Source organism: Rhodococcus sp. MTM3W5.2 (assembly GCF_001984015.1).
Taxonomy (GTDB): domain Bacteria; phylum Actinomycetota; class Actinomycetes; order Mycobacteriales; family Mycobacteriaceae; genus Rhodococcus_G; species Rhodococcus_G oryzae.
This window is the reverse complement of sequence record NZ_CP019572.1, coordinates 1,722,410-1,738,410: the sequence shown is the minus strand read 5'-3', so window position 1 is coordinate 1,738,410 and position 16,001 is coordinate 1,722,410. Positions and strand designations below refer to the sequence as shown.

Genomic DNA, 16,001 nt, shown 5'->3' with positions numbered 1-16,001 from the left:
CGGCCACCACTTGCTCGGTGGCCGTGCGCGGAGGCAGGTACTCGCGTACCTCGAACACCGGTGCAGGCAATGCCTTCCGATCCAGCTTTCCTCCCGGCGTCAACGGCACCGCCTCGAGCACCGTCACCGATGCAGGCACCATGTACTCCGGCAACCGATCGCGCACGAAACTCGTCAACGCGGAGGTCTCCACCGGGGCGCCCGCCCGCGGCAACACATACGCGACCAGCGACCGGCCACCGGCAGGGCCGTCGAATCCGACCGTCGCCGCGAAATCGACGTCCGGATGAGCGGAGAGCACGGCGTCGATCTCACCCAACTCGATCCGGTGGCCCCGGATCTTCACCTGGGCATCGGTCCGTCCGAGGTACTCGAGTGTCCCCTCCCGAGACCACCGCACCAGGTCACCGGTCCGGTACAGCCGAGTCCCCGCGTCACCGAACGGGTTCGCCACGAACCGCTCGGCGGTCAGCGGCAGCCGCGCGTGATAGCCGCGCGCGAGCCCGGCTCCCGACAGGTAGAGCTCTCCCGCGACACCGACCGGCACCGGGTGCAGCCGGGCGTCCAGCACCACGACATCGGTGCCAACGACGGGACCACCCAGCGCCACCGGCCGACCCGCGACCATCGCGTCCGAGTGCACCGCGACAACCGTCGACTCGGTCGGCCCGTATGCGTTGAACATCCGTCGGCCCGGCGCCCACCGCTCGACCAGTGAGGCCTCACAGGCGTCACCGCCGACGACGACGACCTCGAGTTGCTCGAGCCCGGCCGGATCGACAGTGGCCAGGGCCGCGGGGGTCACGAACGCGTGTGTCACCCGCTGCTCGCGCAGCAGGTCGGCGAGGGCTTCGCCGCCGTAGACGTGCGTTGGCGACACCACCATCGTGGCTGCGCCGCCCACCGCGAGCATCAGCTCCAGGACGGACGCATCGAAGCTGGGCGACGCGAAATGCAGTGTCCGTGAATCGGTCCGCACCCCGTACCGGCCGCGCTGATCGTCGGTGAAGGCACGGAGGCCTGCGTGGCTCACCACCACGCCCTTCGGGACGCCCGTTGAACCGGATGTGTAGATGACGTACGCCGGGTTCTCCGGCCGCAATGCGCCAAGGCGGTCACCGTCGGCGATCTGCGCCGACGACCTGCCCTCGATGCGCTCGACTGCCGTCACGTCGTCGAGCACCAGCCAGTGCACCGCATCGCTGATCGCCGGACGGTTCCGTCCGACGGTCACACCGACAACAGCACCCGAATCCGAGAGCATGTGCTCGATCCGCTCGGCCGGGTACGTCGGATCCACAGGCAGGAACGCGGCACCGGCCTTGGCCACCGCCCACACAGCCGTGACCGATTCGATCGACCGTTCGAGGGCAACCGCCACGCACGACTCGGGGGCGACCCCCATCCCGATCAGTTCGCGCGCAATACGATTCGAGCGCGCATCCAACTCGGCATAGGACAGAGCTGTCCCCTCGAACACCAGCGCGTGCCCGTCGGGGTTGGCTGCGACGGCGTCGGCCAGCAGAGACGCCAGGGTCGGCGCGGGCAGCTCGGGGCGCGAGGGTGCGCCGCCCAGCTCCAGCAGCGACTCCCGCTCGGCCGCATCGAGGATCTCGATGTCGCCGACCGGCGCCGCGGGATCGCGCACCGCGGCGGTGAGGATCCGCAGGAAACGTGCGGCGATGGCCACCACGGTCTGCTCGTCGAACAGGTCGGTGGCATAGACGAACTCGGCGGCCGCGCCCTCGGCGTCCAGCAGCTCACTGACCGTCAACTGCAGGTCGAACTTGGCGACCCCGACGTCGAGCGGCTCCCGCCCGATCTGCAGACCGGGCAGGGCGAACCCGTCGACGGGCAGGTCCTCGAAGGCGAAGACCACCTGGAACAGCGGGTGGTGCGCGGTGGAACGGGCCGGTGCGACGACCTCCACCAGACGCTCGAACGCCACGTCCGCGTGCCCGAACGCGGCGAGGTCGACCGCGCGGACCTCGCCGACCAGCTGGTCGAACGAGCGCGCCCCGCCCACCTCGGTGCGCAGCACCAGGGTGTTGACGAACATGCCGACCACGTCGTCGAGGGCGGACTCGCCGCGGCCCGCGACCGGGGTGCCGATGGCGATGTCGGTGGACTCGCTCAACCGGGCGAGCAGCACCGCCAACGCCGCGTGCAGCACCATGAACGGCGTGGCGTTGGCGTGCCGCGCGATCTCCCGGACTCCGTGGTAGACATCGGCGTCGATGGTGAAGGGCACCGCGGCGCCCCGGTAGCTCGGCGTCGGGGGGCGGCGGTGGTCGTGTGGCAGCGCCAGCAGGTCCGGCATGCCCGCCAGTCGTTGCGACCAGTACCCGAGCTGGCGCGCGACCAGCGACTGCGGGTCCGATTCCGATCCGAGGATCTCCTGCTTCCACAACGCGTAGTCCGCGTACTGGACCTCCAGCGGCCCCCATCCCGGCTCCAGTCCGTGCGCGCGGGCACCGAAGGCGACCATCACGTCACGCGCCAGGGCCTGCATCGACCAGGCGTCGATGCTGATGTGGTGCACCACCATCGAGAGCACGTGTTCGTCGGCCGCCACCCGGAACAGGCGCAGCCGGACCGGCGGCGCGGCGGTGACGTCGAACCCGCCTGCCATCTCCGCGAGGAGTCGATCCGCGAGCTCCGCCGGTGTGACCGCGGCGACCGGCAACTCCACATCGGTGTCGCCCGCGGCGAGGATCACCTGGCTGGGGCCGTCGAGCGAATCCGGGTACCGGGTGCGGAGCGACTCGTGCCGCCCCACCACGTCCGCGATCGCCGCCCGCAGCGCCTCGATGTCGAGCGTGCCGCTCAACCGCAGCGCGACCGCGACGTTGTACGCACCGGAGTCCGTGTCGAACTGGTTGAGGAACCACATCCGAGACTGCGCCGGTGACAACGGGATCCGCTCCGGACGCTGCACCCGGACCAGCGGTCGGCGGGTACCCGTTCCTACGGCGTCGTCCAGTGCGGCGGCGAGCGCGGACACCGTCGGCGACTCGAACAGATCCCGCACGCTCACCCGCACGCCCAGCTCCGAGTCGAGCCGCGCGAGCAGACGCGTTGCGAGCAACGAGTTGCCACCGAGGTCGAAGAAGTTGTCGGACGCGCCGACCCGAGGCTTCCCGAGCAACTCCGCACTGATCCGGGCGACCACGATCTCGGTGGCGGTGACGGGGGCGACGAATTCTGCGCCCGCGAACTCGGGTTCCGGCAGCGCCTTCCGATCGAGCTTGCCGTTCGCGTTCAGCGGGAGTTCGTCGAGGACGACCAGCACCGACGGCACCATGTACGCCGGCAGGTCGCGTCCAAGTGCTTCGAGCACGCCCGCCCGGTCGATCTCCTCGCCCGGCGCGGGCACCACGTATCCGGCGAGGTACTCGCCGCCCCCGCCGCCGCACAGGACCACCGCGGCCTGACCGACCGTCTCGCCGCGCGTCAGCGCCGCCTCGATCTCGCCGAGTTCGATCCGCTGCCCGCGCAGCTTGACCTGGAAGTCGGACCGGCCGATGTACTCCAGGTGCCCTTCACCATTCCAGCGAACAAGGTCACCGGTGCGGTACATCCGCTCGCCGGGCTCCCCGAAATGGTTGGCCACGAACCGATCCGCGGTGAGGTCGAACCGACCCCCGTAGCCGCGGCCAACACCGACGCCGCCGACGTAGAGCTCACCGGCAACCCCGGGCGGGACCAGCCGCAACCGGTCGTCGAGCACATAGAGGTCGAGGTTCGCGATCGGAGATCCGATCGGCACAGTGGCCACGTCCGAGACCGCCGCCGGGTGGCACGAGACCACGTCCGACGCCTCCGTCGGCCCGTAGCTGTTCACCACCCGCAGATCCGAATTCATCAGTGCCGCAATCTTGCCGACCCTGATCGACTCACCACCGAGGACCACCAGGTCCAGCCCGGACAGGACGCCGTCGGCATCGGTGTCCACGACTGCCTCGAACGCGCTCGGCGACATGTTCGCCACCGTGACACCGCCGCGTCCGACGACCCGCAGGATGTCCCACGGATCGAAAACGTCCGCTGCCAGATGGATCGTGCGACCCTCGGTCAGCGCGGCCCACACGTTCTTCTGGGTCAGGTCGAAGCTCGGCGACGACGCCACCAGCAGCCCGCCCTCGGCAGGCAGCAGACGGCGGTACCACGCGAGCGTGTTCTCGATGCCCGCCATCGGCACCAGCGTGGGCTTCGGCTTACCCGTCGAACCCGAGGTGGAGATGACGTATCCCAACCGGAGGCCGGCACCCGGCTCCCGCCACCGATCGGCCGGGCGCGACACCTCGCCTTCCGGTGCGGCGAATTCGTCCAACGCGACGACCGCGACCTGCAACTGCCTCGCCGACCCGCTCACCACGCATCGCGCACCGCTGTTCTCGATGACCGACTCGATCCGCTCGACCGGATAGGTCGGGTCGATCGGCGCGTAGGCCGCGCCTGCCTTCCACACCGCCAGCATCGCGACGATCCACTCCACCGACCTCGGCAGCAACAGCGCCACCACGTCGTCGGCACCGACGCCCCGCCGGATCAGATCATGGGCGAGCGCGGTCGACCGACGGTCGAGGTCGCGGTACGAGAGCGACTGATCGCCCGCCACCACGGCCGCGGCATCGGCTCGCCGGTCCGCCTGCGCACCGAACAGCGCGACCGGGGACCGGACCTCGGCGGGCAGGCGATCGCCCCGCGACCATTCGAGCATCTGGTCCCGCTCGCCCTCGGCGAAGAGGTCGATCTCCCCGATCGCAAGGGCAGGGTGCGCCGCCATCGTGTCCAAGATGCGGATCAGCCGGGAAGCCAACAGCGTCACAGCATCCCGGTCAAAGGACAGCGGGCTGTACCGCAGGTTCAGTCGCAGCTGCGGGTCGAGGATCGACATCAGCGTCAGCGGGAAGTGCGTCGCGTCGTGTGCGTCGAGGTCGAGCACCCGCATTCCACCGATGTCGGTGTTCTCGTCGAATCCGGACTTGTCGACCGGATACGACTCGAACACCGTCAAGGTGTCGAAGAGCTCCCCCAGACCGACCGCAGCCTGGATGTCACCGAGTCCGACGTGATGGTGATCGAGCAGGTCCGCCTGGTCGGACTGCAGCCGGGACAGGAAGTCCGAGACCGACTCGTCCTGGTCGACGCGGACGCGGACGGGCACGGTGTTGATGAACAGGCCCAGCATGGACTCGACGCCTGCCAGCTGCGGCGGGCGTCCGGATACGGTGGCGCCGAAGGTGACGTCGTCGCGGGAGAGCAGTCGGGCCAGCAGCAGACCCCACGCCGCCTGGATCACCGTGTTCACGGTCACCCCGCGCTCGCGGGCCACCCGGCCGATCGCGTCCTCGAGCCCGGCTGGCAGCTCGACGACCAACTCCTCGGGCAGCGGCCCCTGCTCCCCCGGCAGCCGGGCAGGCGCGAGCAGGGTCGGTTCGGTGACGCCGTCGAGCGCGCGACCCCACGCCTCGTGTGCAGCCGCGGTGTCACACTCGGCCAGCCAGGCGAGGTACTCGCGATATGAGCGCGGCCGGGCCAGGCCCGTGATGTCGGCGCCCGCGGCATACGAGATCAACAGTTCTCGCACCAGCAGCGGCATCGACCAACCGTCGAGCAGGATGTGGTGATTGGTGATGGCGAGCACGTACCGCTCGGGCGCCGTGCGCACCAACAGGATCCGCAGTAGCGGCGGGCTGTCCATCGGGAACCGAGCGGTCCGCTCGTCGTCCAGTAGCTTCTCCAGGCGCACGTCGCGCTCGTGCTCGGGCAGCGCGCGGACGTCCACCTCCCGCCACGGCAGGTCGACGCGCTCGACCACGATCTGCACGGCGGAACCGTCCTCCGCGTAGCCGAACGCGGTACGCAGATTCTCGTGGCGTCGAACCAGATCCGTTGCGGCGGAACGTAGCCTGCTCGAATCGACGACCCCCGCCAGGTTCAGCCTCAGCTGTGCGGTGTACACGTCCACCGTCTGCTCCGACAGCTCGGCATGGAAGAGCAGGCCGCGCTGCAGCGGCGAGAGCGGCCACACGTCGGACAGCAGTGGGTACCGGCTCTCCCACCGCTCGATCTCGGCCTGGCCCACCCGGACCAGCGGGAAGTCCGAGGGCGTGAATCCGCCCGCGGCAGGCCGCTCGGCGTGCGCCGCGAGCCCCACCAGTGCACGCTGCCACAGGCCGGCGAGCTCGGCGACCTCGTCGGCGGTCAGCAGTCCGGTCGGGAACGCGAAGGTCGCCGAGAGCCGCGGCCCGTCGACTCCGTCGTCGACCACCGCGTTGACGTCCACCACCGCCCCGACGGTCAGATCGGAACCGCTGGCGGCGTTGAGGTCCGGCGCGTCCGGGTCCGGGATCCACCCGAGACCCCGCATCGACTCGGGCACCTGGGCCGCGCCGGTGCGTCCGAGGTAGTTGAAACTGACCTGAGGCACGCGCAATGACGCAAGAACCGGAGAGGTCACCTCGTCGAGGTAGCGCAGCACACCGAACCCGACACCGCGATTCGGAACCGCGTGCAGTTGCTCCTTGACGGCCTTCATCACTGCGCCCGCCGCGTCGCCCCCGTCCACGGCGTCGGCGAGATCAACCCCGGTCAGGTCCAAACGCACAGGGAACAGGCTGGTGAACCAACCCACCGTCCTCGACAGGTCAGCACCGGCGACGGCCTCGTCCTCGCGGCCGTGGCCCTCGAGGTTCAGCAGGAGCGAGGGCAACTCGAGCCCGCGATCCCGGCGCCATGCCGACACCGCCACTGCGAGTGCGGAGATCAGCCCCTCGTTGACTCCGCACCGGAAGGCAGCGGGCAGGGTGGTCAGGAGGGATTCGGTGACGGCGGTGGTCAGCTCCACCCGCACCCGGCCTGCTGTCTTCACCGTGTCCAGATCCGGATCGAGGTCCCTGGTGCCGAGCGCCGGGTCCGGACCCGAGAGAACACCCGTCCAGTAGTCCATTTCGCCGGCGAACGTCTTCGCGGCGGCGGAATCGGCGACGCCGTGGGCCCACCTGCGCAGCGAGGTCCCGATCGGCGCGAGCTCCGGTGTTGCGCCCGCGGAAGCCTGCATCCACGCCTGCGCGAGGTCGGGGACGATGGTGCGCCACGACACCCCGTCGACGACGAGGTGGTGGGCGACTATCAGGAGCCGATCTGCCGATTCCGTTGTCAGCCATACGAACTGGATCATGATTCCGCCGGCGGGGTCGAGTCGGCCCGCAGCCGTCTCGCACTCGTCGAGCAGGGCTTCGGCCATGCCGGCCGGGGTGACGGTGACCTTGCGCAGCAGCCGCTCCTGGTCGAGCGAGTCGGCCAGGGTCTCGAAGACCCAGCCATCGCCGTCGGGCAGGAACCGCGCGCGCAACGCGTCGTGCCGATCGGTCAGCGCGGCGACGGCTGCGGTCAGCGAAACGTGGTCGACTCCGTCGGGCAGTGTGAGGGCAATCGCCTGGAAGAACGTGCCAGGGCCGCCGCGGTCGAGCATCGAGTGCACGATCGGCGTCAGCGGCACCGTTCCGATGCCCCCGCCTGCGAGCTCCTCGAGCGCAGTGTTCTCCGAACCCTCTACCTGGATCGCGATCTTCGCGATCTCGGCGATTGTCTTGCGCTCGAAGACGTCCCGCGCCGAGAACCGCAGTCCACGCGCCTTGGCCCGCGCGACGAGCTGGATGGCGATGATGCTGTCGCCGCCGACCGCGAAGAAGGACTCGTCGACACCGATGCGCTGGACGCCGAGCAGCTCCGACACCACCTCCGCGATCAGCTTCTCGGCCTCGGTGACCGGTTCGCGGTACTCCGCCGTTGCGGTGCCGAACACGGGGATCGGCAACGCGCGCCGATCCAGTTTGCCCGCGGTGGTCAGCGGGACGTGATCGATCACCATCACCGCGGACGGCAGCATGTGACCGGGGAGGAACTCCCCTGCGCGGGTGATGACAGCGGCCGGATCCACCGCGTGACCGGTCCGGGGACGCACGTAGGACACCAGCGCGATCGCGCCGTTGCTGCGCTCGTGCGCGATGGTGACCGCGAAGTCGATCCCGTCCTGCGACGTCAACGCGGCGTCGATCTCGCCGAGCTCGATCCGGAATCCGCGAATCTTGACCTGGTGGTCGGCGCGTCCGACGAACATCAGCTCGTGATCGGGCGTCCACCTGACCTCGTCGCCGGTCCGGTACATCCGAGAACCGGGCTCCGCGAAGGGGTTCGCGACGAAACGGTCGGAGGTCAGCCCCCGCCGATCGTGGTATCCGCGGGCGAGCGCCGGGCCGGCCAGGTACAGCTCACCAACGGCCCCACCGGCACCGGGCGGAGCAGACGATCGAGCACAAGGGCGCTCGCACCCTGGATCGGCGCACCGATGGTGATCCGATCGCCCACCGAGAGCGGGCGTCCGGTCGTGATGACGATCGTCGTCTCGGTCGGCCCATAGCTGTTGGTGAACCGGCAGACGTCGGCGAACTTCCCGACCAGGTCCGGGGTGCAGACGTCGCCACCCACGACCACCGCCTGCAGATCGACGAGACCCTTCGGGTCGACCGACCCGAGCACGGTCGGCGCCGAGATGATGTGGGTGACCCGCTCCGATCGCAGCAGGTCCACGAGGTCCTCGCCGCCGTACACCTCGGGCGGGGCGACCACCATCGTTGCGCCCGCGGTGAATGCCTGCAGCATCTCGAACACCGAGGCGTCGAAGCTGGCGGACGAGAAACGCAGCACCCGGGAGGCCGAGGAGATCCCCAGCTCCTGCCGCGCCGCGGCCGCGAAGTTGACCAGACCGGCGTGGGTGACCACCACGCCCTTCGGCAGCCCCGTCGATCCCGAGGTGTAGATGACGAACGCCGGGTTTCCGGTGCGCAGCGGACGTCGCCGGTCCGCGTCGGTGACCGGATCCGTCGGCAGCACCGAGTACCGGGCGGTCGTCTCCTCGTCGTCAGTGACCAGCCAATCGACCGAGGACGGCAACACACCGCGCTGTGCCGCCGTGGTGAGCCCCACCAGGACGCCGGAGTCGGTGACCATGTGCAACTTGCGATCGACGGGAAGTTCCGGGTCGATGGGCAGGAAGGCCGCACCGGACTTCGCCACGGCCCACACTGCCACGAGCGCCTCGACCGATCGGGCGAAGGAGAGCGCCACGAACGACTCCGGGCCGACGCCGCTGTCGATCAGCAGCCGAGCGAGCTGGTTGGACCGGGCATCGAGTTCGCGGTAGCTGACCCGATCCTCGCCTGCGACGATCGCGAGGCCGTCGGGATTTGCCGTCGCACCGTCCGCGAACAGGTCCGGCAGCAGGCGTGCATCGGCGGCCGCGGGCCCACGCAGCGGCACCAACTCCGCGCGCTCGTCGTCGTGCAGCACGTCCAGATCGGACACAAGGGCGGCACGATCGGCCGAGGCGAACTGCGTGAGGTACTCCAGGAACCGCGCGTGGTGCCCATCCAGGTCCTCGGCGGTGTACAGGTTCGGGTTCGCCTCGAAGTCGATGTGGGGCCGGCTCCCGGCGACGCTCGGATAGATGTTGACGGACAGGTCCTCGACCGGTCCGGTGGTCAGGACCCGCATTTGCCCGATCAGGGCACCCAGGCGGATCTCGCTGTGGAACATCATGATGTTGATCGCGGGACCGAAGAATCCACGCTGTCCCGCTCCGGAGCCGAGTCCGCGCCGAATGTCCTCGTGGCGGTAGCGCTGATGGCGCAGCGCCCCGGTCAGCTCCAACTGCACCTGGGAGACGAGGTCCGAGACGGTCGTCTCGTTGCCGACCGTCACCCGCAGCGGGATCACGTTGGAGACCATGCCGCCGGATCGGCGCATCCTGGCGGTCGTCCGGGCCGACACGGGCAGACTCAGCGCGACATCACTCTCGCCGGTCAGCCGGGACAGGAAGGCCGCGACCGCAGCGATGGCGGTCGGTGTGAACTGGGAGTCCTGTCCCTCCATGGCTGCCTCGGTCGCAGCGGCCATGGGCCCGCCCGCCACCAACGAGAAGGCGCCGACCGCCGCGGTGCTGGCGGCGAGGCTGATCGGCTCGGGCAGGTCCCGGGTCCGCTCCGTCCAGTACTCGCGGTCCTTGGCGAATCGGGTGGACTCCCGGTAGCGAGCCTCGTCCTCGCAGATCTCTCGGACGGGACTGGCCGTGAGCTCGGCGGCGGGCCTGCCCTCGGCTGCCGCCGTGTACAGCTCGGCCACGCGGTTCATGTACGTCATCGCGCCGAATCCGTCGAGCACGATGTGATGGATGCGGGCGTACCAGTAGTAGTGGTCGTCCCCGAGCCGCAGGACGGCGGACTCGATCAACCGGTCCGTCAACAGGTCGATCGGAGCGCTGTACTCGGCGCGCATCCAGTCCTCGGCCGCCCGGGCCGGATCGGCCGCGGACCGCAGGTCGATGACCTTCATCTGGTCGTTGAGCGTCTCATCGACGACCTGGGCGGGCTCGCCGTCGTGTTCGACGATCCGCAGCATCCCGGTGCCCATCTCCCGCGAACCGAGGGCTCCCGCGGCCCGCAGGGTCTCGACGTCGAGGTCACCGACCACCTCGACGCACTGGGCGATCGTGATCGGCACGTCCGGCAGCAGGTGCTGCGCGAACCAGATCCCACGCTGCGCAGCCGACAGCGGGAACGCCTCGGCACAGGGGTCCGCATCCAGCTGCGGCTGCGAGTGGCGGGGATCGGACTCACGGACAGCGTCGCGTGCAGGAACCACGGGTAGAACCTCTCGAGATGATTGCTAAGCCCGAAGAGACTCGGCGATTAGGCAAGTGTCCAGTTGATGGGGCGATGTGTAGGCAATGTGTGGTTTGCGGCGGGGTCCTTCAGTGCCGATGGCGAGTGCTGGGCACGCGAATTACGCACGCGGATCGGCGCGTGTCTGTGCGGGAGACTACGAGACACCGAGGGCATCGCGCATGCGAATGGTCCAATTATCCGACAAATAACACGGGCGCCCTCCGATCGGTTCGACATCGAATCGATGCAGGTCAACGTGCCACAGGGCGCCGAACGACGATACTTCGACCGGCGCTGCGCCGGAGTCCGAAACCGCGAACTATACACTTCATCCCGCGCGAGGACGGCGCCGATCGACGTCGGCGCGGGCGGCACACCCGGCGCCGTCAGCTTAGAATCGACGGCGACCCATTTGCCGCCTCGTCAGGAGATCCCCAGTGCCCGTAGCGCCCGACCCGAACCCCTCCTTCGCGGCGTACGCCCATCCCGAACGACTGGTCACCTCCGAATGGTTGGGCGCTCACATCGGCGCACCGGGCGTCAAGATCGTGGAGTCGGACGAGGACGTGCTTCTCTACGACGTCGGCCACATCCCGGGCGCGGTGAAGATCGACTGGCACCTCGACCTCAACGATCCGGTGACCCGCGACTACATCGACGGAGAGGCCTTCGCGGACCTGATGAGCCGCAAGGGCATCAGCCGCGATGACACCGTCGTGATCTACGGCGACAAGAGCAACTGGTGGGCTGCCTACGCGCTGTGGGTGTTCACCCTTTTCGGCCACGAGGACGTGCGACTGCTCGACGGCGGTCGGGACGCGTGGATCGCGGAGGACCGGGGCACCACGCTCGACGTGCCGGAGAACCCGCGCACCGACTACCCGGTGGTCGAGCGTGATGATGCCGCCATCCGCGCCTTCAAGGACGACGTCCTCGGACACCTGGGCAAGGGACCGCTGATCGACGTCCGCTCGCCCCAGGAGTACACCGGTGAGCGCACCCACATGCCCGACTACCCGGAGGAGGGCGCCCTCCGCGGCGGCCACATCCCGACCGCGGCGTCGATCCCGTGGGCAAAGGCCGCGGCGCCGGACAGCCGGTTCCGCTCCCGCGCGGAACTGGAGGAGATCTACGCCGCCTACGCACCGACCGACGACGTGGTCGCGTACTGCCGTATCGGCGAGCGGTCGAGCCACACCTGGTTCGTGCTCACCCACCTTCTCGGCTTCGACAAGGTACGCAACTACGACGGCTCCTGGACCGAGTGGGGCAACGCGGTGCGGGTCCCGATCTCCAAGGGCGAGGAGCCCGGAGAGGTCCCGGCGACCGCATGAGTCTGCCCGAACCCCTCGCCGAGATCGTCGACGACTTCGCCGCGGTCGACGGTCAGCAGAAGCTGCAGTTGTTGCTCGAGTTCAGCCGCGAACTCCCCGATCTGCCAGCCGAGCTCGAGCAGGCGGCGATGGAACCGGTCCCCGAGTGCCAGTCGCCGCTGTTCCTCTCGGTCGACGCCGCCGACCGGGAGCACGTGCGGTTGCACTTCAGCGCCCCGCCCGAGGCGCCGACGACGAGGGGCTTCGCGTCGATCCTCCACCAGGGCCTCGACGGCCAGAGCGCCAAGGCGATTCTCGATGTCCCCGCCGACTTCTATTCGGCACTGGGCCTGGCGGAGGCGGTGAGCCCGCTCCGGCTCCGCGGGATGTCCGCGATGCTGACACGCATCAAGCGACACCTCACGGACTGATCGAGACCTGCACACCGACCCGCCCGCCGGTAGACTCCCGGACGGGCGGGTCAGTGTTGTCCCACCCATCCATCAGCACACCACTCGCAAGAATTGGATGTTGCCAATGGAATTCACCGAACTCTCCGATTACCCCATCTCCGCGGGCACCCTCACCGAGTGGCTCCCGTCCGCGCCCTTCGACGACGGATCGTCACCCTGGTTCGACGATCCCCGGCCCGCGTCGTACGTGCACGAGGCTCGCCTGCGTCAGGCCACCCGCACCACCGGTCCCGAACACGGATCGTGGCTCGGGACCGCATTCGAGATCACCGGACAGCTCGACACCGCGGCCCTCGCACACGCGCTGAACGAGTGGATCGACCGGCACGAGGCGCTGCGAAGTCACGCGAGCATCAGCCCGACCACGGGCGCGGTCAGCCGTCACACGATCGAGACGGGGCGGGTTCGGGTCACCGCCCGCAGCCACGGCTACCGGACCAGCGGTGCAGAGAACCACGCCGATTTGGCCGAGCTATTCGACGGCTGCACGTCCCCGCTGTCCTGGCCCTCGTATGCCTTCGCCACGCTGGTGCCGCCCGGCCCCGACGATCGCTTCACCGTGTTCCTCGCGGCCGACCACGCGATCATCGACGGCCTGTCCGTCGTGATCGTCGCGCAGGAGATCGAGGCGCTCTACCGGCAGGCCCGCGACGGCATCGACGCCGACCTGTTCCCGGTGGGCAGCTACGTGGACTTCGGGGCCCGTGAACGGGACACCGCAGCCGAGTTGGACCCCGGGCACCCGGTGGTCGAACTGTGGCGGTCGACCCTCGATCACTGCGGTGGCGCACTGCCCGAGTTCCCGCTCGACATCGGCGCCGCCGACCCCGGCCCTGTGCCGCAGAGCGGCGTGTCCGCGTGGGCGCTCGACGCAGACGGCGCGGACGCGTTCACGCTCGCCTGCCGCAAACTCGGGCACAGCTTCTTCGCGGGCACCCTCGCGTGCCTCGGCATCGTCGGCGCCGAGCTCGCGGGCGAGCCGCGATTCGAGGCGGTCACCCCGATGCACACAAGGAACGACCCGCAGCTGGCCGGGTCGGTCGGCTGGTATGTGGGACTCGGCCCGATCTGCTTCGACGTGTACGGCGCCCAGTCGTTCGGCGAACTGGCGGCGCGTGCGCAGGCGCAGATCGCGGCGGCAAAGCCCGCGGCCCGGTATCCCTACGAACGCGTCAGCGAGGTCCTCACCACCGCGGCCAAGCCGCGATTCGTCGTCTCCTACATGGATCTGCGCTTCGTTCCTGCGGCGACGCAGTGGCCGGAATGGAACGCGCGGGCCCTGCGGAGCAAGCAGTACGAGCACGACGTGCACATCTGGGTCAACCGCACCCCTCGGGGTGTGAACATCGCCGCCCGGTATCCCGACACCGGTGAGGCGGCGGCCAACGTGCACCGCTATCTCGGCCGGCTCAAGAACCTGATGGAGGAGGTCGTGGGCACCGGTACCTGCACGCTCGCGGACCACATCACCCGGTGACCGGAAGAATTACTGGTCAGTAGTGTTTGGCCGGCCCGCCGGGCCATCGCGACGAATTCGCTATCCGATTACATCGGGCCGGTGGGCGATGCCTACACTCCGATGTGATGCCCGTAACCACCCCGCCGGGTACGACCCCCGGAAGGGGATCGAACAGCGGGTACCCCTTGCGACAAACAGGAGGCTCAGTGCCCAGTCATGCCAGCGCGCACATCACCAAGGTGCTCGTCGCCAACCGCGGCGAAATCGCCGTGCGTGTGATCCGGGCGGCAGCAGACGCAGGCCTGGCCAGCGTCGCCGTGTACGCCGAGCCGGATGCCGACGCGCCGTTCGTGCGCCTTGCCGACGAGGCCTTCGCCCTCGGCGGCCAGACATCCGCCGAGTCGTACCTCGTGTTCGACAAGATCCTCGACGCAGCGAAGCGGTCCGGTGCCGACGCGATCCACCCCGGCTACGGCTTCCTCTCCGAGAACGCCGACTTCGCTCAGGCCGTCATCGACGCCAACCTGATCTGGATCGGCCCCTCGCCGCAGTCCATCCGTGACCTCGGCGACAAGGTCACCGCCCGGCACATCGCCGAGCGCGCCAAGGCCCCGATGGCCGCAGGCACCAAGGACCCGGTCAAGAACGCCGACGAGGTCGTGGAATTCGCCAAGCAGTACGGCGTCCCGGTCGCGATCAAGGCCGCCTTCGGCGGCGGTGGCCGCGGCATGAAGGTGGCCCAGACCATCGAGGAGATCCCGGAGCTCTTCGAGTCCGCCACCCGTGAGGCCATCGCCGCCTTCGGTCGCGGCGAGTGCTTCGTCGAGCAGTACCTGGACAAGGCCCGCCATGTCGAGGCCCAGGTCATCGCCGACCAGCACGGCAACGTCATCGTCGCGGGCACCCGCGACTGCTCGCTGCAGCGCCGTTTCCAGAAGCTCGTCGAGGAGGCGCCCGCGCCGTTCCTCACCGACGACCAGCGCGCGCGCATCCACTCCAGCTCCAAGGCCATCTGCAAGGAGGCCGGTTACTACGGCGCCGGCACGGTGGAGTTCCTGGTGCAGGGCGACACCGTCTCCTTCCTCGAGGTCAACACCCGCCTGCAGGTCGAGCACCCGGTCACCGAGGAGACCTCGGGCATCGACCTCGTGCAGCAGCAGTTCAAGATCGCCAACGGCGAGGTCCTCGAGTTCACCGAGGATCCCACCCCGCGCGGCCACTCCTTCGAATTCCGGATCAACGGCGAGGACGCAGGCCGCGGCTTCCTGCCCGCCCCCGGCCCGGTCACCAAGTTCGTGCCCCCGACAGGACCCGGCGTCCGCATGGACTCCGGCGTCGAGTCCGGCTCCGTCATCGGCGGCCAGTTCGACTCGATGCTGGCCAAGCTGATCGTCACCGGCGCCACCCGCGAGGAGGCCCTGGCCCGCTCGCGTCGCGCGCTCGCCGAGTTCACCGTCGAGGGTCTCGCCACGGTCATCCCGTTCCACCGCGCGATCGTCTCGGACCCCGCGTTCATCGGCAACGGCGAGAGCTTCGACGTCTACACCAAGTGGATCGAGAACGAGTGGAAGAACACCGTCGAGCCGTTCACCGCCGGTGAGGCGCTCGACGAGGATGAGGCGCTGCCGCGTCAGTCCGTCGTGGTCGAGGTCGGCGGGCGCCGCGTCGAGGTGTCGCTGCCCGGGCAGTTCTCGCTCGGCGGCGGCGGGTCCACCAACGGCGCGACCCGTAAGAAGCCGAAGCCGCGCAAGCGTGGCGGCGGCGCGGGCGGAGCCGCCTCCGGTGACGCCGTGACGGCCCCCATGCAGGGCACCGTCGTCAAGGTAGCCGTCGAGGAGGGCCAGGAGGTCGCCGAGGGCGATCTGATCGCCGTGCTCGAGGCCATGAAGATGGAGAACCCCGTCAACGCGCACAAGGCCGGCATCGTGACCGGACTGGCCGTCGAGCCGGGCGCCGCCATCACCCAGGGCACCGTCCTCGCTGAGCTCAAGTAGCACAAGCACTCTCACTGCGCCCCCGGTTGCCC

Annotated in this window: 5 protein-coding genes and 1 pseudogene; 4 read left to right on the top strand and 2 right to left on the bottom strand. The window is 69.3% G+C overall.

Annotated features, from left to right (window positions below; genetic code table 11):
* Window positions 1-76 precede the first annotated feature (76 nt).
* A pseudogene (locus BTZ20_RS28975) lies at window positions 77-8,272 on the bottom strand (amino acid adenylation domain-containing protein); the annotation flags it as partial.
* Entirely contained in the window at window positions 8,224-10,707 is a 2,484-nt protein-coding gene (locus BTZ20_RS28970; RefSeq protein WP_077040989.1) for an AMP-binding protein, read from the bottom strand. The pseudogene BTZ20_RS28975 and the gene BTZ20_RS28970, both read right to left, overlap by 49 nt.
* A gap of 460 nt (window positions 10,708-11,167) precedes the next feature.
* Here BTZ20_RS28970 and BTZ20_RS07955 point away from each other — a divergent pair, with 460 nt between their 5' ends.
* The 4 genes from BTZ20_RS07955 to BTZ20_RS07940 all read left to right on the top strand — a co-directional run bounded on the left by BTZ20_RS07955 (window position 11,168) and on the right by BTZ20_RS07940 (window position 15,969).
* Window positions 11,168-12,064 carry a sulfurtransferase gene (locus tag BTZ20_RS07955; RefSeq protein WP_077040988.1) on the top strand — a complete coding sequence of 299 codons (897 nt, stop codon included), beginning with the start codon at window positions 11,168-11,170 and terminating at the stop codon, window positions 12,062-12,064.
* Entirely contained in the window at window positions 12,061-12,474 is a 414-nt protein-coding gene (locus tag BTZ20_RS07950; RefSeq protein ID WP_077040987.1) for a SufE family protein, read from the top strand. Before BTZ20_RS07955 ends, BTZ20_RS07950 begins: the two co-directional genes overlap by 4 nt.
* 106 nt (window positions 12,475-12,580) lie before the next feature.
* Entirely contained in the window at window positions 12,581-13,993 is a 1,413-nt protein-coding gene (locus tag BTZ20_RS07945; protein WP_077040986.1) for a condensation domain-containing protein, read from the top strand.
* A 188-nt stretch (window positions 13,994-14,181) separates the two neighbouring features.
* Entirely contained in the window at window positions 14,182-15,969 is a 1,788-nt protein-coding gene (locus BTZ20_RS07940; RefSeq protein ID WP_077040985.1) for an acetyl/propionyl/methylcrotonyl-CoA carboxylase subunit alpha, read from the top strand.
* Window positions 15,970-16,001: the final 32 nt, after the last annotated feature.

Excerpts from the sequence above, each read along its gene's own strand:
- BTZ20_RS07950 (WP_077040987.1), top strand. The coding sequence starts at position 12,061 with ATGAGTCTGCCCGAACCCCTCGCCGAGATCGTCGACGACTTCGCCGCG.
- BTZ20_RS07945 (WP_077040986.1), top strand. The coding sequence starts at position 12,581 with ATGGAATTCACCGAACTCTCCGATTACCCCATCTCCGCGGGCACCCTC.